Genomic DNA, 19,678 nt, shown 5'->3' on the forward strand with positions numbered 1-19,678 from the left:
TGACACTTCAATTTGAAAAGAAGAGAGTTACCCACTTTGATTAAAGGTGCTGAATCTGTAATCAAAGACAATAAGAGGTAACTCTCATGCTTCATACTAGCAATCCAATCATCAAACACAAAGCTGGCCTTCTCAATCTTGCAGAAGAACTCGGCAACGTATCAAAAGCCTGTAAGGTTATGGGTGTCTCTAGAGACACTTTCTACCGCTATCAAGAGCTAGTCGAAATTGGCGGTATTGATGCTCTGATTAATCAAAGTCGAAGAACACCAAACCTGAAGAATCGTGTCGATAGTGAAACAGAACAAGCCGTTCTCAAGTACGCCATCGACTTCCCAGCTCACGGGCAAGTTAGAACAAGCAACGAGCTACGTAAACTCAGTATATTTATCTCTCCAAGTGGCGTGCGTTCAATCTGGCTTCGTAATGACTTAGAAAACTTCAAAAAGCGCCTTATTGCCTTAGAAAGACAGGTCGCTGAAAACGGTATCATTCTAACGGACGAGCAAGTTGCAGCCCTTGAGCGCAAGAAACATGATGACGAGGCTTGTGGTGAGATAGAAACCGCGCACCCAGGCTATCTCGGCTCTCAAGACACGTTTTATGTTGGCAACCTTAAAGGTGTTGGACGCATCTATCAGCAGACGTTCGTTGATACCTACAGCAAAGTCGCCTTCGCTAAGCTCTACACGACAAAAACACCAATCACCGCAGCGGACATGTTGAACGATAAGGTTCTACCGTTCTTCGAAGCGCATTAGCTGCCAATGCTGCAAATCTTGACTGACCGAGGTACTGAATACTGTGGTCGTGTTGAACAGCACGATTACCAACTCTATCTTGCCATCAATGATATCGACCACACGAAAACTAAAGCGATGTCGCCACAGACAAATGGTATCTGCGAACGCTTCCACAAGACCATATTAAATGAGTTCTACCAAGTGACATTCAGAAAGAAACTGTATGGTTCAATGGAAGAGTTACAGAAAGATCTGGACGAATGGATGGACTACTACAACAATCATCGTACTCATCAAGGAAAAATGTGCTGTGGTCGAACGCCAATAGAAACATTAGAGGATGGGAAGTCAATCTGGACTGAAAAGAATCTAGCCCAGATATAATCTGACAGGCACCGAGTCGAAAAGTGGGTAACTGTCAGATCAGGTCTAAACTAGTACAACTAAGTTGCTGTGGTAGAAAACATCAAAGCTGCTGCCAGCTTTGATGTCCTTACTACTCTTTACCTGGTAATGACTAAAGAACTTTCAAATTAGCGAACTCAAAATACCAATCCGTCAAAGTCCTTGCCTCACATTGTTGTGCATGGAAACGATTCATCAGTGATTGAATATTGCCCCATTCTAAATAACCAACATACTGCCCTTCTGTATCAACACAATTCAGTGAAAGCTCATTAGCAATATCTTGACTAAAGCACTTCTACGCTCCCGAGTCCACTTCTACTGCCATTTGCATCGCACCCTCTATTGAAGTAGAAATATCGATCTTAAAGCTTTTAGTTTCCGCTCTTCTACCATTGGAAAACAGCGAAACGGATGCATCAAACACAATTTCCTGATTACCTGCTGAATTCGGCTTAACGAGATATGTGACCTGAGATTGACGAAATTCCCCTTCAGATGAGTGTTGCCTCATAGTAAAAATATCGCTATCAACATTAGGTCGGTGCGATAAGACTAAATTCACATTTTCATAATATCTACGACAGTCAATGGCTGATCTAACTCTTTATGCTGAGTAGCATACACAGGGACTCCATCTAATAACTTTTGATAAGCACTGCCCTCGTCACTTCAGTCCAATCGATGTCCAAAATATCATCAGCATACACATTTACCGATGAGGCAATAATCACAGCCCCTAGCAATGTTTTTACTTTCATCATCATGCTCATTTCCTATTATGTTTGTGCTTTAACATCACTATAACAGCCTGTACGACACCATGTGTCACATGTCGGCATCTGTGCTTAATCGTGAACATGATATCGTGGTATGATGCTCTGCATAATAAGACAAAAAATTAGTATCGGATCATACAATGAATACATTTTCAGCATTAAAGCAACGCCATCGTGACGAGCGTGATAATTACCCATCAGCATTGGCTTTAAGAACTCACCGAGCGTTGAGCTGGCTAAAAAAAGCAGAAGAATGTTCTGATGACGATTCTAAGTTTACATTTTTATGGATCGCTTTTAACTCAGCGTATGCACAAGACTTCGAGCAAAAAAACAACTATGGAGAGCGTGGGCTTTACCAAGAATTCTTGGCAAAACTTGTTGAACTTGATTCAGAGAAGCTATTAGACAAAATCGTATGGGAAAACTTTTCAGGTGCAATCCGAGTAGTCCTCGGGAATGAGTTTATTCTCGAAAGCTATTGGAGTTACCAGTCAGGTAGAATTACAGAAGATCAATGGAAAGAAGTACGTAGCAAAGCTAAAGTCACAGCTAACGTAGCACTTGGAAAGAATGATACCGCTTTAGTTCTATCAATCGTGTTTTCACGACTTTACACTCTGCGGAACCAGATAATTCATGGTGGTGCAACCTATGGCAGCTCTGCAAACCGCCAACAATTAAAAGACTGCACATCTCTACTTGAACAAATTATTCCTACAATCATCATGATTATGATGGATAATAGCCAAGAGCTGTGGGGTGACCCTGTTTATCCATTCATCGATAGTTAGTAAAAATAATTAATAGCCTCCTTGAGGAGGCTATTAAATGTTATTGTGTAAGAGTTGATTAATTTACATTGTCTAAAATGAATCTCACCTCAACTCGCCTATTTTTTGAACTTGATGGATTTAACACATCAATCGGTGTTGATGAACCAAAGCCAGCAACTACAATTCTATTCTCATTATCGTTGTCACTACCACTCAACAATAACTTTCTCGCTTCCCTAGCTCGTGCAGCGGACAAAGTATAATTATCATCATAAACAGTGCAAAACTTATCTATATCGAGAACTGGATTCTTAACAGGCTGATTATCCGTATGCCCCTCAATATATACCCTTCCAGAAGGGAATTTAACAAAAAAAACTTCTATAGCCTTATTTAACTCAGGCAAAATATTACTTGCTTTTCTGTTAATACATGCGCTTCCGCTTGAAAAGACCCCATCTTTCAGAGTTATCTTGGATTCTTCAACGTCAAAGTTCAAAAATCGTCTAGAATCTTTAGAGATAATGGTTCCCTTTAGCTCATAAAGCATTTCATCGAGCTTTCTTTCTTGCTCAGCACTTAACTTGGCTGCTTTATCGAGAATGTCAAATTCATGAAGTTGTTCCATGTTTTCAGAAATTAACGACTTTAATCTATTCTCGGTCTTTACTTGCTCTTCGATTTGACTTTTTAAATCACTGATCTCACGATTCATGACCGTTTTATCGATAGCCGCTTTTATTGAAGAAACTATGAAAAACAGCATAACTACAGCCATAACGCCAGACATCAAGTCAGAAATTGCTACCCATTCATTTGGCTTATCTTTCATGCTGGTACAACATCATTTCTAATATTTTTTGTCGATAACTCTTCGATGTTTAAGGATATAGATTGTAAAGAATCACTCATCCCCCTTAACTCTCTATTATTTAATACAAGATCGTTGGATATTTTTTCTAGAGAGTTGATCGATGAAAGAGCCTCTTTAATTTTGGTTGGTTGTAATCTACGTTCTTCATTTGCCATTTTGTAATAATCACTAACAGATTTTCTTAATTCCTTAATTTCATTCAGTTCAGATTTATTTTCATTACTATCTCTCAACAAACCAATTAGAACTGAAATTTTTTCAAGGGATTGCTTCTGACCATTTTCTAGAGATGACTTTAGAACATTACTAGTATCATTGTTTCTTTTGATTTCAGAACAAATCGCATTTAATTCTGACAATAGCAACTTATTTTGTTCATAGGATTCAGTAACCGTTGAGCTTATTGATTTATATGCTTGATTTAGAGATTTAACCTCTTTACCACTTCTCGACACAGCACTAAGTCCACTTTGAATGCTTTCTTTCAAGTCGGTAACTAATGCTGTTACTTCTTCCATAGTTTCATTCAATGTTTGGCTTGATAACTGGAACTCAGCGCTGGATTTTTGTTGAATCTTCAATGAGTCACTGATTGAGGATTTGACTGTCGCCATTGTGGCCTCAACACTTTTAGCATTACTTTTTACAGCGTTAGAAATCTCATGTGTTGAACTACTCATATCTTGCGCCATAGTAGACATCGAGTCCGTAAAAGTATTACTCATGTTTGAGATTGTTCCATCGAGATCGGTAGACACTTTATTCATAACCTTACGGATATTATTTTCAAAATTACCTACAGCAGATGATAATTTGCTAGCACCTTGTTGTATTCCAACAGAAGCTTTTTCCATTCGTTCACTAGAAACACCTAAAGTCGTTAAACTCGATTTAGTTGATTGAGAGAACTCTTTCATCTGTTTTGAACTTTCTTGTGTTGCTGAAGCTACTCGTTCAAAGTCTTTGCTAATTTTTTGTAGATTTGCTTCTGTTTTTTCACTAGAACCCTTAAGTTGGACTACTATTTTTTCTGAAGATTCTCGGGAGGCAACTCCTATACCTGATAAGCACTGTGAAATATCTTGGAAGCCTTGATTAACAGAATCTACGTGCTCTTTGCCATTTGTAACTAAACTTTTCTCTAGGTTTACAATCTCAGAAACAACTTTATGGCTAGTTATAGCATTCTGCTTTTGCATATCTAAACATTCAGATTTAAATTCGAATAAACCTGATACAAGATCATCTAATTTTTCATTGTTAGTTTCAGACTCTTGAACTAATTTTTCATTTAAATGGCTAAGGTTACTAAAAACATTAGATAATAAAGCGCTCAATTGCTTGAACTCTGAACCTAGCTCTATATTTTGTAGGTGCATTTTTTCAATAACTTCAAGGTTTTGCTTCATAACCAAAGCCTGTTTTTCAAAACCATCAAGTAAGACGGAATTAATGTTATCACCTAGTTTTTCAGATGCTGTAATCGTTTGGTCTAAGCGTAGAGATTCGTGTTTACTTCGCAAATTATTTTTAATTGCATTGTCTTCTTTAATCTTTGCAGCACACCAATCAAGGCGCTTCTTATCTACTTGAGAAGCCCCATTGATTACTCTTAATATGATAAAGCCTGAAATGCCCCAGATAGAAGCTTTAAACTTCGTCCCTAAGCCAGTCATCATGCCATTAAGTTTGGTCATAATATCATCGTAATTTTGACCAGATAAACCACCTTTACCACCAATGATTTCTGAAGCATCATTCAGTGCGATACCGAGACCAAGAAATGTACCTAACAATCCAATCATTAATAAAAAACTTGGCATAGATTCCGATATTTTTTCAGACTTAGTAGCTACAGCTTCACTTATATCATAAATTGTTCCCTGCTCTGAACCTAATAAAGAGTCATCAGAACTTAGATTACCGTTCCAATTCTTTTCCCAATTTTTTGATTTAGCATTTATAAATAACAATGTAACCGTAATTAAAAGGAGGCCGAATATTCCAAACGAAAAAAATTTTTGCAATGGTTCACTAAAATCTGGGATAAAAAACTCTAAAAAATTCATTATGCTGTTACCTTAAGCAAACTCTGGGTTCGCTCTTTGCATGCTTCTTCAAAAATGTTTGCATAATCAAGAATCATATCTTTTTGTTCTTGTTCTAGCTCTTCCCATTGAACGCCATGTTGCAAGCAATCAATAAGTAGCTTGCCAATTTCAGCACTATCTTCAACTAAGAATTCTAGCTCCTCCGCTTCTAGCTCCTCAACTGACTTCTCTATGGTCTGCATTAACCCTTCAGCAGCATAAACATAGCTCGCTCTCTCTCTTTTTCGTTTTGCCAATAAATCTACTCGTGAAACTTCATTTGGTACTAAAGCCTGAAGCTCTTTCAAACGAGTCATTTCTTGTTGGTCTAACTCGCTAATTATTTTTTGGTTTGTCAATCGCTTAAGCTCAATTTTTAACTTGCTAACTTCTTTAGACTTTTCTTTCCAATCAGTTTCAAGCTCTTCAATCGTTTTATACCAAGCAGCTATCATTTCTTCAAAAACAAATGGCAGCAGGCGTTTTTTCTTTCTTTGATAAATAATCTCGTCAAGTTTTATCCCCTGCTGTTCACTCAGTGTAGGGGTTTCTGATAAAAACTCGTTAGCGATTTCAATCAAGAAAATATCATCTTCCGTAATGTTTTCGATTCTTTGACTTGTTCTGAGCGTATCTTCAATTTCAAGTAACAATTTTTGAGTTGCACGAAGCCTTAAATAATGTTCAAAGCTAAGTAGTTCACTTTTCTCAATTAAAAGGTCATGAACTTCTCGATTGACAATTCCGTAAGCATTTAACATTTTTGCAAGTGCTATGGTTTTTTCTGCCTCGGAGTTTCCTTGTGCGGCAGCTTCAGCCTCTTTAAATAGGTCTTCTCGTTCTTTCGCTTCTTTTAATTCTTGGTCATTAAAGAAGTTTTTATGAAGATCTTTTGCGAATTTTATAACTTGATCAATAGCTTTACTTATTCTCTTGCCAAGTTTTGTATTTTCAAAATTTTCGATAAAAAGCAAGCCTTTCTCAAGTAAGTTCAACCCACCTTTTAACCAAGGCCAAGGAGCCGATTCAGCAGCTTTTTTTAAAACACTTCGTACTACTGGTATGTATGGTTTGACTGTTTTCCAAACCTTTTTTGCTGAATTTACAACCGTTTCAGCTTTTTCTGCCATCCAACTTACAGCTTTAGTCGCTACTGATTTAGTAGCTTCCCATGCTTTAGACACACCAGACTTTACCGCACTAACAGTTGAGCTAACCGCACGGCTTACTCCACTACAAAAACTGCTAAACCACCCCATCACTTAGTCTCCTCGTTTTTATCTTGTTTAATACCTAAAATTGACACCGCTTTATCAATCGAGCTGTCATCATTTACTTTTCTACGTCTAACCTCTTGTAGGTTTTTCGCACTTTTCACTTCAAATAAAGATGCCATTAAAATATCTCTATTAATTTTAAATTCACTATCTTGTCTTTGGAAAACTTTAGGTAAAGAAATACGTAAACACTTTCTGATGTCCCGACCAGAGAAATTTTCACTATTGCTCGCAAGCTCTTCAATTATGTTCTCTCTAACTCCATCCAAAGGGATTTTTGGAACTAAAAATTTATTCCAAAGCAACTTTCTAGCTCCAAAATCAGGGAGTTCAAACTCAATCTGATAACCGATTCTACTGATAAATGCAGAGTCATAGTTCTTAATGAAATTTGTTGCAAATATCACTATTCCATCAAACTTTTCTAATTCAATAAGTAAGGTAGTTCTAACGGAGTTCACCTCATTATCTGTACCTTGAGTAACATTCGATAATCGTTTACCGAGCATGGTGTCAGCTTCATCAAAAAATAATACTGCTTGCTCTTCATTTGCTAACTCAAACACTGATTGAATGTTTTTAGCACTGTCACCCATATATTTACTTTCGATATCAGCGATACCAATTTTAATAATAGGTCTACCCAATGTCCCTGCAAAAGATTCAGCTGCTAATGTTTTTCCTGTTCCTGGTTCCCCATAAAAATTAATTATTAATGATGAACCATTTGGATCTACTGACTTAAAATCCCACTCTTCATATATTTTCTTGTGAAATTTCAACTTAGCAATGCACTCCTGCAATGATAAATATGTATTTTTTGATAAAATCAAATGTTCATCAATATTATATTTTGGTCTTTCTGGCAATATAGATAGTTTATTACTTTCTTTCATCAATTAATATTACTCTTTTCATATTCACAACAATGTATTTCCACATCCCAAACTTTATCACCAAACCCTTTCAACCACTGATCTAAGTATTTGGTTCTAACAACTGATGCGTGAACTCTGATACTTTCACTATTTTCTGTTAATATTTGATTATGTGACAGTGGTGTTTCTTTGAAATAATATTCTAAATCCTTTGAAATTGTGAAACTAAGGTCGATTCTTTCACCCTCACCAATACTAAAACGACCTTCAGCATCATACTGACTTAACTTAAATTCTTTCGGGCGCTCAAAACCAAAAGAAGACACTATCGCCTTACGTACACGATGTACTGCAATAGTTCGTTCATTGTCATAGCCATCAAACCTGCATATTAAGTACATTCGCTGACCTTGCTGTGCCAAGCCTAAAGGCATCACCAAAGCAGATTTCTGCTCTTGTTTAGCGTTGTAATATTCAAGGTTTAATAAACGATCATGAAAAAGGGCTTCACTTATCACCTTGAATACTTCGGTTGATATTGTGGGTGGTAGAAGGGGTTGCGTTTCACTGACTACTCTCACTTTCTTTAGCCACTCCCGTTCTTTTGAGCAATCACCAGTGGGGTTGAGCTTATGTTTAGCCTCTTTAAAGAAACCATCAAGTGAAGCAGTGATATTCACAGGCAAAAGCTTCACCAAATACTCTTCAGCTAGACTGAGCAACAGCGCTTCTTGTGCAGACAATTTAGGTAACGCTATGCCTTCACTGCTTTTGTTCCAACGATAACCATAAGGCTTACTGCGTTCATCTCGGAGGATATCAAAATGATCACATAGCATTTCAAGGTTACGTTGAATTGTTCTTAGGTCTCGCTCAATACCAATATGCTGTAGTTGCTGATGCAACTCCTTCGCGGTGACTTGGTGGGACTTCGGTATGCGCTTCAGGATTTCAAACGCCAAAGCTAACGATTCTTGTGTGCTGGATTTTTTCGCCATGGTTACTTAACTATTTTGAAGTTACTCACTACTTGAGTAGAACGGCACTTAGGGCAAAAGAAAACCAACTTATGCTTTTTCACAAACTCATGCTTACAGCTCAAGCAAATGAAAAAATATGGTGGGACATCTATCACGATTTATGCTTCTTACTGAATATCAACGATACCGATATTTTCAAGGTTTTTGCAAGTTAGTTATCAAACCAAGTTAATATAACGTGATATGTGACATGTTGTGTCGCAGGTAAATGGGTTCTAGACCTTTTTTAAATAGTGTGGCGCAGTGAAATGTATTCCGAGTTTACAGAAAGCTTCAGATATGGGCATTGCTAGAGAAATCAAAGCTATCTGCTTTGATAGATCTACGATTGGGCTTGTAGGTATATAAATAGAGGGCGGGAAAAGTACGTTCTACCAGAATACTGAAGTATATCTATAGGAGGAAAATCACTTTTGCTTGAGCGTATTAATTACAAGTGATTACATTGAGCTACACGCTTACCCGACTATTTAGCCGACTACAAACGCCAGAAATGAAAAAGGGCGTAGCAAATACTAACCTGCTACGCCCCGTAAATAATGGCACGCCCTATTGGATTCGAACCAATGACCACATCCTTAGAAGGGACGTGCTCTATCCAGCTGAGCTAAGGGCGCGCTACAGGGAAAGGATTATACGAGTTAGAGCGCTCAACACAAGGGCTTTTACTAACATTCTGATCTGAATGCTTAAAAAAAGGGCATGACGAGTGAATGTGTTTAAATTTACCCCAAAGCAAACGTTTGCGTATGGAGTTTATCCGATTTTTTTGCGACAATGCGCAACAAATAAATACTCAGCTCTTTTTCAAAAGGAAAGCTATGACTGCTCAAAACATTGATGGAAAACTCATCTCTCAAACCGTGCGATCTGAAGTCGCTGCACGCGTAAAAGCACGCGTAGAAGCGGGTCTACGAGCTCCTGGCCTTGCAGTAGTTCTAGTGGGTGAAGACCCAGCATCACAAGTGTATGTAGGCAGTAAACGCCGCGCATGTGAAGAAGTGGGTTTCGTATCTAAGTCTTTCGACTTGCCAGCCTCAACAAACGAAGCAGAATTATTAGCACTCATCGATGAGCTAAACAACGACGATGAAATTGACGGTATTTTAGTGCAGTTGCCGCTACCTGCGGGCATTGACGCGACCTCAGTTTTAGAGCGCATTCACCCTGAAAAAGACGTCGATGGCTTCCACCCTTACAATGTTGGACGCCTTGCTCAGCGCATTCCTAAGCTACGTTCTTGTACGCCAAAAGGCATCATTACTTTGCTTGATCGTTACAACATTGACCTACGTGGCATGCACGCGGTTGTCGTTGGAGCATCCAACATTGTTGGCCGTCCAATGACATTAGAGCTGCTTTTAGCCGGTTGTACTACCACTACATGTCACCGCTTCACTAAAGATTTAGAAGGCCATGTTCGCCAAGCAGATTTAGTGGTTGTGGCAGTAGGCAAACCTAACTTTATTCCAGGTGAGTGGATTAAAAAAGGCGCGGTTGTGGTTGATGTAGGTATCAACCGTTTAGAGTCAGGTAAACTCGTTGGTGATGTGGAATACGATAAAGCGAAAGACAACGCGAGCTTTATTACCCCTGTACCTGGTGGTGTTGGCCCAATGACAGTAGCCAGCCTAATTGAAAACACCATGCTAGCGTGTGAGCAGTTCCATACTAAAAAGTAACTCGCAGTAAGTGGTTTTATCGCAAGATAAACAAAGGGGGGATGACCATCGTCATCCCCCCTTTACTTAATGGTTCTCAATGCGTAAAGCTCGACTTTGTCCAGAAGTGATTGAGCCTTACGCCAGCTTGAGTTTATTTTTGATTATAGTGACATGATCACGCCAGCAATCGACGCACTCATTAAGTTGGCCATTACACCCGCCGCAATTGCGCGGAAGCCAAATTTAGAAATAAACGGACGCTTCTCTGGTACCAAACTACCTAGGCCACCAATCAGCATCGCCATTGTTGAGATGTTAGCAAAGCCACATAGTGCAAATGTCACGATCGCTTGTGAGTGCTCACTTAGCATCTCTTTTGCTTCCATTAGCTGAATGAAAGCAACGAATTCGTTTACAACAATCTTGTTACCAATCAGCGAGCCCGCAACAGTCGCTTCGCTCCACGGCACGCCAAGTAACCATGCTACTGGTGCAAATAGGTAACCAAGGATCAGCTCAAAGCTTAGTTCAATACCGAACAAGCCGCCCATCCAGCCTAGCATGCCATTTAGAAGAGCGATCACACTGACAAACGCAAGTAGCGTTGCACCTACCGCTACTGCGATACGTAGACCAGACATTGCACCATCCGCCATCGCTTCAACCACGTTGGTTGCTTTTGGCATTTCAACATCATTCATGTCGATCTCTGGTGCAGTTGTTGAACCGCTTTCTGGCACCATGATTTTTGCCATTAGCAGACCAGCAGGCGCAGACATAAAGGCCGCTGCAATTAGGTAGTTAAGATCAACGCCAAGTGATGCGTAACCCACCAACGTACCACCAGCAACAGAGGCAAGGCCACCCGTCATTACCGCGAAAAACTGAGAGTCTGTCATGTGCTTAAGGTACGGCTTAACCACAAGAGGCGCTTCAATCATGCCAACAAAAATGTTTGCCGTTGCTGATAGTGACTCAGCGCGACCAATGCCTAGCAGCTTCTGAAGGCCACCACCAATTAGGTTAATCACCTTTGGCATCAAACCGATGTGGTAAAGACCTGAAATCAGCGCTGAGAAGAAAACGATGATACCCAGTACGTTGATTGCGAAAGTAAACCCACCTGTCGCTAGGCCACCAAATAGGAAGGCGATACCTTCTTGGCCGTAGTTGATTAGGTTTGATACCGCACCAGTGACATTGTTAAGTGCTTCTTTACCTGCCGGAACATAAAGCACCAATAGTGCAAAGATGATTTGCAGAGCAAACGCGAGGGAAACGGTTTTAAAATTTATATTTTTTCTATTTGTGGATAGTAACCAAGCAGTAAGCAAGATCGCCACAATACCAAAGATTGAGTTCATAAAAATGAATCCGACAAAAAGGGGGAACGGGAAAGGCGTCGGATGATATAGCGGCAAAAATGAGATGCAAGTCACACTTGTTGCGAAGTTGTAGCAAATAGAGTGGCCTGAAAACGCAAAATCCTAAGTGGTTATTTTATAAAGAGTTAAACGTTTGGTTTTTGCTATTATTTCCAAATGGAAAATATGTTTCTGAATTTGGAAAAAGTACTCTAACTTTTTAGCCGACTTACATAAGGAGTAAGTCTGCTATCCCAATAGCATGGTGAACCGATTTTATCTTTGATGAACTCAATCACTGCTGAGGTTTTCTTTGGCATGTAATGACGGCTTGGGTAAACCGCATAAAACGGCATGTTTTGGCTCGCTTTCCACTCTGGAAGCAATTGAATTAGCTGGCCATTCTTAAACTCATCGCCAATCAGATAAGTCGCTAGGTAACCAACACCCCACCCTGCGACGGCAGCATCTCGCACCGCTTCCGCCAAATCGACCGAATAGTTACCTGATACATTGACCATCAATTGCTGCTCGTTATTGCTAAATGCCCAATTAGTGTAATCACGCTCCCAACTGCGGTAGATAAGGCAGTTATGCTCAGAAAGGTCGTGAGGGTGTAAAGGCGCGCTGTTTTGCATTAGATATTCAGGTGATGCAGCAACCACAAACTGACAATCCGCCAAGCGCTGGGCAATATATCCCTCAGGTAACAGTTCGTTGTTGGTGATCCATAAATCCAGCCCTTCATTGAGCATATCCACTTTGTAATCAAATAGGTGAACCTCAACTTGCAGATCAGGATATAGCTGCCTTAGCTCTTGAATGGCAGGGATGATGTGCAACGTACCAAAAGATTGCGAGAGACCGATTTTGACCAAGCCTTCGACTTCATCTCGTTGGCTTTCTATTTCCGTTTGCGCTTCATCAATCACTTGTACGATTTGTTGGCAGTGTGAATAGAAACGCTCCCCTGCTTCGGTCGCGGTAAAGCTACGAGTGGTTCGCTGAACAAGCTTAACGCCTAATGCGGCCTCTAGCTGAGCGAGTTGTTTACTGACATGAGAAACCGAAACACCGAGGTTTTTCGCCGCTAAGGTGAAGTTTTTATGTTTAAGTAAGGCAGCAAACACCACCATTTGTGCAGCTCGTTCTGAAAACACGGTTTCTCCAAAAAGTGAAAGGGGCTCAATGAGCCCCTTTATACTGAAATGATTCGCTTAACGAATTCTATCCGCTAAGTGGCTGACTGCCAATGCAAAGTAGTAAGAGCGATTCCACTTCATCAATACATTGTAGTTGTTGTATACCAAGTACACGCGGCCACCCGCTTCATCAGGCGCGGTTAACCAAGCTTCAATATCGTTATCTAACTTAGGCAATGGGCGACCATCGTAGCGGGTGATACCAAGCTCACTCCACTCGGCTAACATCTTCTGCTTACCTTTTACGCGCCCTTCTAAGCTCATATCAAAGCCTTTTGGCAGCGTCACTTGGCGTCCCCAAGTGTAAGTATCGTCCCAACCTTTTTGGCTTAGGTAGTTCGCTGTAGAGGCAAACACATCAGCCTTGGTGTTCCAAATGTCTTTGCGACCATCGCCATTGCCATCAGCAGCGTAGCTAATAAACGAGCTAGGCATAAACTGACATTGACCCATTGCGCCAGCCCAAGAGCCTTTAAAGTTTGGCATTTCAATGTGGCCTTGCTCTAGAATTTGCAACGCTGACATCAATTCTTTACGGAAGAAGTCTTCACGACGACCGTCATAAGCCATGGTTGAAAGTGCATCAACGACACTGTAATTACCCATGAACTTACCAAAGTTACTCTCAACACCCCATAGGGCGACGATAAAGCGCGGTTGAACACCAAACTCTTCACCGATGCGTTGAAGCTCATCGTAATGCTTTTGGTAAAGTTCGTTGGCCTGTTTTACTTTCCAATCAGGTACTGCTCTTGGGATGTATTCATCCAAAGTGAGCTTTTTCTCTGGTTGGTTACGATCGGCTTTTACCGCGCGTGGCTTGTGCTGCACATCTGCAAAAGCGCTATCAACGGTAGTTTGTGAAATGCCCTGATTCAATGCTTGGGTTTTCAGCCCTTCTACGTATTGTTCAAAGCTTTTGTCTTGCGCCCACGCGCTACTTGTAATGGTTAGGCCTAAAACAACTGACAGTAATGATTTCAATTTGCCCTCCTTGAGCAACGGTTCAACGCTTATGAGTCGCGCTGTGATTTTTGTTCTTTATATTCATCAAGTAGGTTCTTCGGTGGCGGCGGTAATTGCAAGAAAAATCCGTCGCTATTCAAAGATTGTTTCACTTTTTCCACGTCCACTTGCGCTAGGGTACGGCCGTCTAATTTAACCACCATAACCATAGTAGGTTTACCAAACATCTGCATTAATTGGTCAGGAACTTGTGAAAAATCGTCCTTTTTCGGCAGATATAGGTATGCACCTTCTTTTTTGGAACTTTTGTAAATTGCACACAACATGGGATGCTTTAATCCATCTAATATTCAGAATTTATCTGTTTTGCGAAATTTGCTAGCAAAACACTCAATTGACAACAAGATAACTTGCTGACAGTAAGCGGGAAATATAACATGACACCCCTACTCTCAGGCAACGTCATTTCTACTCCGGCGTTAATAAAACGAGGTCCAAAGTAAAAGATGTCACATACCCCTGATTTGAAAGGTAGTAGCTTTACTTTGTCAGTTTTACACCTTTCTGACAACAATGTAGAAAAAACAATCAATTTTCTTAAAGAAAAGGTCGGCCAAGCTCCCACTTTTTTTGCATCTGCACCTGTTGTGGTCAACGTTGCAAAGGTAGAAGGCGATATCGACTTTGCTGCGCTGAAACACGGGATTAGCGAGGCAGGTATGGTTCCTGTTGGTGTGACAGGATGTAAGGACAAACGCACCCAAAATATGGCCACTGAAGCCGAACTGGCCATTATGTCGGCAAGTAAATCACCAGCACAAGCGCCTGCTAAGATGGCGCCAACTAAGGTGATTCGCACACCGGTGCGCTCTGGACAACAAGTTTACGCCAAAGACGCCGATCTTGTCGTGCTTAGCCACGTGAGCGAAGGGGCTGAAGTTATTGCCGATGGGTCTATACACATTCACGGCACACTGCGCGGCCGTGCTATTGCAGGTGCGAGCGGTAATAAAGATGCCGTCATCATTTGCAATAAGCTTAATGCCGAACTGATGTCTATTGCCGGTCACTACTGGCTGACTGAGCAGTTCGCAGAGCAGTTTTGGCAACAAAAAGTTCTATTTAGCTTGAAAGAAGACTCTCTCCAGTTCGAGCTGATAACGATTTAAAATAAAAAGGAAAACACCATGGCACGCATTATTGTTGTGACGTCAGGTAAAGGTGGCGTAGGTAAAACTACCTCTAGCGCTGCTATTGCGTCTGGCTTAGCACTAAAAGGCAAAAAAACCGCTGTGATCGATTTTGATATCGGCTTACGTAACCTAGACCTTATTATGGGTTGCGAGCGTCGCGTTGTGTACGATTTCGTTAACGTAATTAACGGTGAAGCGACACTAAACCAAGCGATGATCAAAGATAAGCGTACAGATAATCTGTTCATCCTTCCTGCATCTCAAACTCGTGACAAAGACGCACTAACCAAAGAAGGTGTTAGCCGCATTTTGAACGAGCTTGATGAAATGGGCTTCGACTTCATTATCTGTGACTCGCCAGCGGGTATCGAGCAAGGCGCACTGATGGCGCTATACTTTGCAGATGAAGCCATTGTAACCACAAACCCTGAAGTCTCTTCAGTGCGTGACTCTGACCGTATTCTTGGTATTTTAGATTCTAAGTCTCGCCGCGCAGAAGAAGGCCTAGAGCCAGTGAAGCAGCACCTACTGCTTACTCGCTACAATCCAGCGCGTGTAACACAAGGTGAAATGCTAAGCGTTGAGGATGTTGAAGAAATTCTACACATCTCTCTACTGGGTGTGATTCCTGAAAGCCAAGCGGTGCTTAATGCATCAAACAAAGGTGTACCGGTGATTTTCGATAACGAAACTGACGCAGGTATGGCTTACGACGACACAGTACAACGCCTATTGGGTGAACAAGTTGACTTCCGCTTCTTGACCGAGCAGAAGAAAGGGATTTTCAAACGACTATTTGGAGGCTAATACCGCATGTCATTATTGGAGTTTTTCCGTCCGCAAAAGAAGACATCCGCAAACCTTGCCAAAGAACGTTTGCAAATTATCGTCGCTGAACGCCGCAGCCAAGGCGACCCAGCGCCCTCTTACTTACCACAACTGAAAGAAGACATTCTTAAAGTGATCAGTAAGTATGTGGCCATTGACCCATCAATGGTGGATTTGTCGTTTGAACACAAAGATGACGACATCTCAGTACTTGAGCTGAACGTTAAGCTACCGGAAGACGAAAAGTAATCCACACTATTTAAGCAAAGCCGATGTCATCACATCGGCTTTTTTGTGCCTGTCGATCATACAACCGCAGACACACAGATAAAAAAAGCCCCAGTCTTTCGACTGGGGCTTCGCTTTTTCCCGATTAGGTTTCGTGCTAGCGAAAACCTATCTCATAACTCAATCTTAATTAAGCTTTCGCTTTCGCTTTCTTAGCTTTCTGGTCTGCTTTCTTCTTGATTACAGTAGTGCCTTCGAAAGTTTCACCTTCAACGTATGGCTTACCGTGGTAAGAAGCTAGTAGAACGTCTTTTAGCTCAGTGATTAGAGGGTAGCGTGGGTTCGCACCAGTACATTGGTCATCGAACGCTTCAACTGCTAGCTCATCTAGTTTAGCTACGAAGTCTGCTTCAGAAACACCTGCAGCTTGGATAGAAGCTGGGATGTCTAGGTCTTGCTTAAGCTCTTCCAACCATGCTAGTAGACGCTCAATCTTCTGTGCAGTGCGGTCACCAGCTTGGCTTAGGCCTAGATGGTCAGCAACTTCAGCGTAACGACGACGTGCTTGTGGACGGTCGTATTGAGAGAATGCAGTTTGCTTAGTTGGGTTATCGTTCGCGTTGTAACGTACAACGTTAGAGATAAGTAGTGCGTTCGCCAGACCGTGTGGTAGGTGGAACTCAGCACCTAGTTTGTGAGCCATTGAGTGACAAACACCTAGGAATGCGTTAGCAAATGCTACACCAGCGATAGTTGCTGCGTTGTGTACTTTCTCACGAGCGATTGGGTCGTTAGCACCGTTCGCGTAGCTTGATGGTAGGTACTCTTTAAGCATCTTAAGAGCTTGTAGAGCTTGACCATCTGAGTATTCGTTAGCAAGAACTGATACGTAAGCTTCTAGAGCGTGAGTTACTGCATCGTAACCACCGAATGCTGTTAGAGACTTAGGCATGTTCATTACTAGGTTAGCATCAACGATAGCCATGTTTGGCGTGATTTCGTAGTCAGCTAGTGGGTACTTAGCACCAGTCTTGTCGTCTGTAACAACAGCGAATGGAGTAACTTCTGAACCAGTACCTGAAGTTGTAGTGATACATACAAGCTCAGCTTTCTTACCCATTTTAGGGAACTTGTAGATACGCTTACGGATGTCCATGAAGCGCATTGCTAGTTCAGCGAAGTGCGTTTCTGGGTGCTCGTACATAACCCACATGATCTTAGCTGCATCCATTGGTGAACCACCACCTAGCGCTAGGATTACGTCTGGTTGGAAGCTCTTCATTGCTTCAGCGCCTTTCTCTACTACAGATAGAGTTGGATCCGCTTCTACGTCGAAGAATACTTGAACTTCAATGCCTTGAGCTTTAAGAAGTTGTACTACGTCATCTGCGTAACCGTTGTTGAATAGGAAACGGTCAGTTACTAGGAATGCGCGTTTCTTACCTTCTAGGTCGCCAAGAGCAATTGGAAGGCTACCACGACGGAAGTAGATAGACTTAGGTAGTTTGTGCCACAACATGTTTTCAGCTCGCTTCGCTACAGTTTTCTTGTTGATTAGGTGCTTAGGACCTACGTTCTCAGAGATAGAGTTACCACCCCATGAACCACAACCTAGAGTTAGAGAAGGTGCAACGTTGAAGTTGTACAGGTCACCGATACCACCGTGAGTAGTAGGGATGTTGATTAGGATACGTGCAGTTTTTAGCTTGTCACCGAAGTAACGGATGCGGTCTGCGTTTGTATCTTGGTTTGTGTATAGACCAGATGTGTGGCCGATACCGCCGATCTCTACCATTGTTACTGCTTGAGCAACTGCGTCTTCGAAGTTGTCAGCGCGGAATAGACCTAGAGTTGGAGATAGTTTCTCGTGAGCGAACTCATCATCGTAAGAAACTTTACCTAGACCTTCACCTACAAGAACTTTAGTGTCAGCTGGAACTTTAACGCCTGCTAGCTCAGCGATTGCTGGAGCTGGCTGACCAACGATTTTCGCGTTTAGCGCGCCGTCGATAAGAAGTACTTTACGTACTTTATCTGCGTCAGCTTTAGATAGAACGTGAGCTTTGTGAGAAGCGAAACGCTCTTTAACTTCGTCGTATACTTCGTCAACAACGATTGCTGCTTGCTCAGAAGCACAAACTACGCCGTTATCGAAAGTTTTAGACATAAGGATAGAAGCTACTGCACGTTTGATGTCAGCAGTTTCGTCGATAACTACAGGAACGTTACCTGCACCTACACCGATTGCTGGCTTACCAGAAGAGTAAGCTGCTTTAACCATGCCTGGACCACCAGTTGCAAGGATAAGAGCGATACCGTCGTGCTTCATAAGAGCGTTAGAAAGCTCTACAGATGGCTGGTCAATCCAACCGATGATGTCTTTTGGAGCACCAGCTGCTACTGCTGCATCTAGAACTAGTTTAGCTGCATCGTTAGTAGAGTTTTTCGCACGTGGGTGTGGCGAGAAGATGATGCCGTTACGAGTCTTCAGAGAGATTAGAGATTTGAAGATCGCTGTAGACGTTGGGTTAGTTGTTGGAACGATACCACAGATAATACCTACAGGTTCTGCGATAGTCATTGTGCCTAGGTTCTCGTCTTCTTCAAGAACACCACAAGTTTTCTCATCTTTGTATTTGTTGTAAATGAACTCAGATGCGAAGTGGTTTTTGATTACCTTATCTTCAACAATACCCATTCCAGACTCAGCAACCGCTTGTTGTGCTAGCGGGATACGAGCGTGGTTAGCTGCTAGAGATGCTGCGCGGAAGATTGCATCTACTTTCTCTTGAGAGAACGTAGCGAATTCTTCTTGAGCCGCTTTAACGCGAGCTACTAGAGCATCTAGTTCAGCTAAATTAGTTACAGGCATAGGGATTCTCCTAAAATTAACAATATTAAAAACTTTTTATTAAGTTCATTGCTTGTTCACATTCACGTTCTTTAGTGATTTAACTAACAACACGCTTAGTAAATTGCTTTCAGGGCTGAGTATAATATTTCAGAGTGTGAAAAAAATTGACTCAGATCAGTTCTCAAAAATTAATTACCACCTTAGAGGTAAAGTGTAGCGATATATAAAGTTAACTCGCTGATTTTTAAAAACATAACCCTGAAAAAACCAGTGTTTAAAAAAAGAGCATACAAACTACAAAAACTAAAAAACTTTCAACAGACTGTAAAAAAGTTTCATTTTTCAACAAAAACAGCTCTTGTTTGCTCAGTTTCACGTGCTACTGAGAGTATATCTGAATCGCATTTTCTCTCTATAACCCCTCATAATATTTGTTGAAAGTGTGCGATTGTTAGCATTTGTGAAAATCAACTTAGTGTAAGCGCATAGTGCTTGGTAACAATTTGCTTCCAGACTG

General features: G+C 41.3%; 17 protein-coding genes, 1 tRNA gene and 1 pseudogene. 6 read left to right on the top strand and 13 right to left on the bottom strand.

The genetic code is table 11. The features are described from left to right. Positions 1-86: 86 nt before the first annotated feature. Positions 87-1,127: pseudogene (locus MU515_RS03485) on the top strand (IS481 family transposase). A 319-nt stretch (positions 1,128-1,446) separates the two neighbouring features. Here the strand turns inward: MU515_RS03485 and MU515_RS03490 are convergent. Continuing rightward, positions 1,447-1,662, bottom strand: a complete 216-nt coding sequence (locus MU515_RS03490) for a hypothetical protein (protein ID WP_151514596.1) — start codon at positions 1,660-1,662, stop codon at positions 1,447-1,449. 124 nt (positions 1,663-1,786) lie between these two features. Continuing rightward, positions 1,787-1,915: a hypothetical protein gene (locus MU515_RS03495; RefSeq protein ID WP_260258967.1), complete on the bottom strand. Its 129-nt coding sequence runs from the start codon at positions 1,913-1,915 to the stop codon at positions 1,787-1,789. 152 nt (positions 1,916-2,067) lie between these two features. Between MU515_RS03495 and MU515_RS03500 the strand changes: the two genes are divergently transcribed. Further along, complete coding sequence (locus tag MU515_RS03500; protein WP_151514595.1) at positions 2,068-2,721, top strand: HEPN domain-containing protein; 654 nt, start codon at positions 2,068-2,070, stop codon at positions 2,719-2,721. 58 nt (positions 2,722-2,779) lie between these two features. Here the strand turns inward: MU515_RS03500 and MU515_RS03505 are convergent, their stop codons facing one another. The 6 genes from MU515_RS03505 to MU515_RS03530 form a co-directional block, all read right to left on the bottom strand. Then, the gene (locus MU515_RS03505; protein ID WP_198556792.1) at positions 2,780-3,535 is read right to left on the bottom strand and encodes an OmpA family protein; all 756 of its coding nucleotides are present in this window, start codon (positions 3,533-3,535) and stop codon (positions 2,780-2,782) included. Next, on the bottom strand, positions 3,532-5,646 hold the full coding sequence (locus tag MU515_RS03510) for a coiled-coil domain-containing protein (RefSeq protein ID WP_260258968.1): 2,115 nt from the start codon (positions 5,644-5,646) through the stop codon (positions 3,532-3,534). Before MU515_RS03510 ends, MU515_RS03505 begins: the two co-directional genes overlap by 4 nt. Next, entirely contained in the window at positions 5,646-6,926 is a 1,281-nt protein-coding gene (locus MU515_RS03515) for a hypothetical protein (RefSeq protein ID WP_260258969.1), read from the bottom strand. Before MU515_RS03515 ends, MU515_RS03510 begins: the two co-directional genes overlap by 1 nt. Continuing rightward, a complete protein-coding gene (locus tag MU515_RS03520) occupies positions 6,926-7,840 on the bottom strand; it encodes an ATP-binding protein (RefSeq protein WP_151515126.1) in 915 nt (304 codons plus the stop codon). The genes MU515_RS03515 and MU515_RS03520 overlap by 1 nt, the downstream gene beginning before the upstream one ends. Continuing rightward, positions 7,840-8,820, bottom strand: coding sequence for a helix-turn-helix transcriptional regulator (locus MU515_RS03525; protein ID WP_151514592.1), 981 nt, complete (start codon positions 8,818-8,820; stop codon positions 7,840-7,842). Before MU515_RS03525 ends, MU515_RS03520 begins: the two co-directional genes overlap by 1 nt. Positions 8,821-9,402: 582 nt before the next feature. Beyond that, positions 9,403-9,479: transfer RNA gene (locus MU515_RS03530), tRNA-Arg, on the bottom strand. Positions 9,480-9,683: 204 nt separating this feature from the next. Here MU515_RS03530 and folD point away from each other — a divergent pair. Continuing rightward, entirely contained in the window at positions 9,684-10,544 is an 861-nt protein-coding gene (gene folD, locus MU515_RS03535; RefSeq protein ID WP_260258970.1) for a bifunctional methylenetetrahydrofolate dehydrogenase/methenyltetrahydrofolate cyclohydrolase FolD, read from the top strand. Positions 10,545-10,687: 143 nt separating this feature from the next. Here the strand turns inward: folD and MU515_RS03540 are convergent, their stop codons facing one another. From MU515_RS03540 to MU515_RS03555, 4 genes are all read right to left on the bottom strand, one after another. Further along, positions 10,688-11,890: a NupC/NupG family nucleoside CNT transporter gene (locus tag MU515_RS03540; protein WP_260258971.1), complete on the bottom strand. Its 1,203-nt coding sequence runs from the start codon at positions 11,888-11,890 to the stop codon at positions 10,688-10,690. Positions 11,891-12,102: 212 nt separating this feature from the next. After that, the gene (locus MU515_RS03545) at positions 12,103-13,050 is read right to left on the bottom strand and encodes a LysR family transcriptional regulator (protein ID WP_260258972.1); all 948 of its coding nucleotides are present in this window, start codon (positions 13,048-13,050) and stop codon (positions 12,103-12,105) included. A gap of 57 nt (positions 13,051-13,107) precedes the next feature. Next, positions 13,108-14,076 carry a lytic murein transglycosylase gene (locus MU515_RS03550; protein ID WP_260258973.1) on the bottom strand — a complete coding sequence of 323 codons (969 nt, stop codon included), beginning with the start codon at positions 14,074-14,076 and terminating at the stop codon, positions 13,108-13,110. 29 nt (positions 14,077-14,105) lie between these two features. Then, complete coding sequence (locus MU515_RS03555; protein WP_260258974.1) at positions 14,106-14,384, bottom strand: YcgL domain-containing protein; 279 nt, start codon at positions 14,382-14,384, stop codon at positions 14,106-14,108. 180 nt (positions 14,385-14,564) lie between these two features. Between MU515_RS03555 and minC the strand changes: the two genes are divergently transcribed. The 3 genes from minC to minE are packed head-to-tail and all read left to right on the top strand — an operon-like array spanning position 14,565 to position 16,328. Next, positions 14,565-15,227 (top strand): septum site-determining protein MinC, encoded by a 663-nt coding sequence (gene minC / locus MU515_RS03560; protein WP_260258975.1) that lies wholly within the window; start codon positions 14,565-14,567, stop codon positions 15,225-15,227. Between the two features lie 18 nt (positions 15,228-15,245). After that, the gene (minD, locus tag MU515_RS03565; protein ID WP_260258976.1) at positions 15,246-16,058 is read left to right on the top strand and encodes a septum site-determining protein MinD; all 813 of its coding nucleotides are present in this window, start codon (positions 15,246-15,248) and stop codon (positions 16,056-16,058) included. A gap of 6 nt (positions 16,059-16,064) precedes the next feature. After that, positions 16,065-16,328, top strand: a complete 264-nt coding sequence (gene minE / locus MU515_RS03570; RefSeq protein WP_260258977.1) for a cell division topological specificity factor MinE — start codon at positions 16,065-16,067, stop codon at positions 16,326-16,328. A gap of 169 nt (positions 16,329-16,497) precedes the next feature. Here the strand turns inward: minE and adhE are convergent, their stop codons facing one another. Beyond that, the gene (adhE, locus tag MU515_RS03575; RefSeq protein ID WP_260258978.1) at positions 16,498-19,179 is read right to left on the bottom strand and encodes a bifunctional acetaldehyde-CoA/alcohol dehydrogenase; all 2,682 of its coding nucleotides are present in this window, start codon (positions 19,177-19,179) and stop codon (positions 16,498-16,500) included. Positions 19,180-19,678 lie beyond the last annotated feature (499 nt).

Source organism: Vibrio intestinalis (assembly GCF_025195085.2).
Classification (GTDB): Bacteria; Pseudomonadota; Gammaproteobacteria; order Enterobacterales; family Vibrionaceae; genus Vibrio; species Vibrio intestinalis.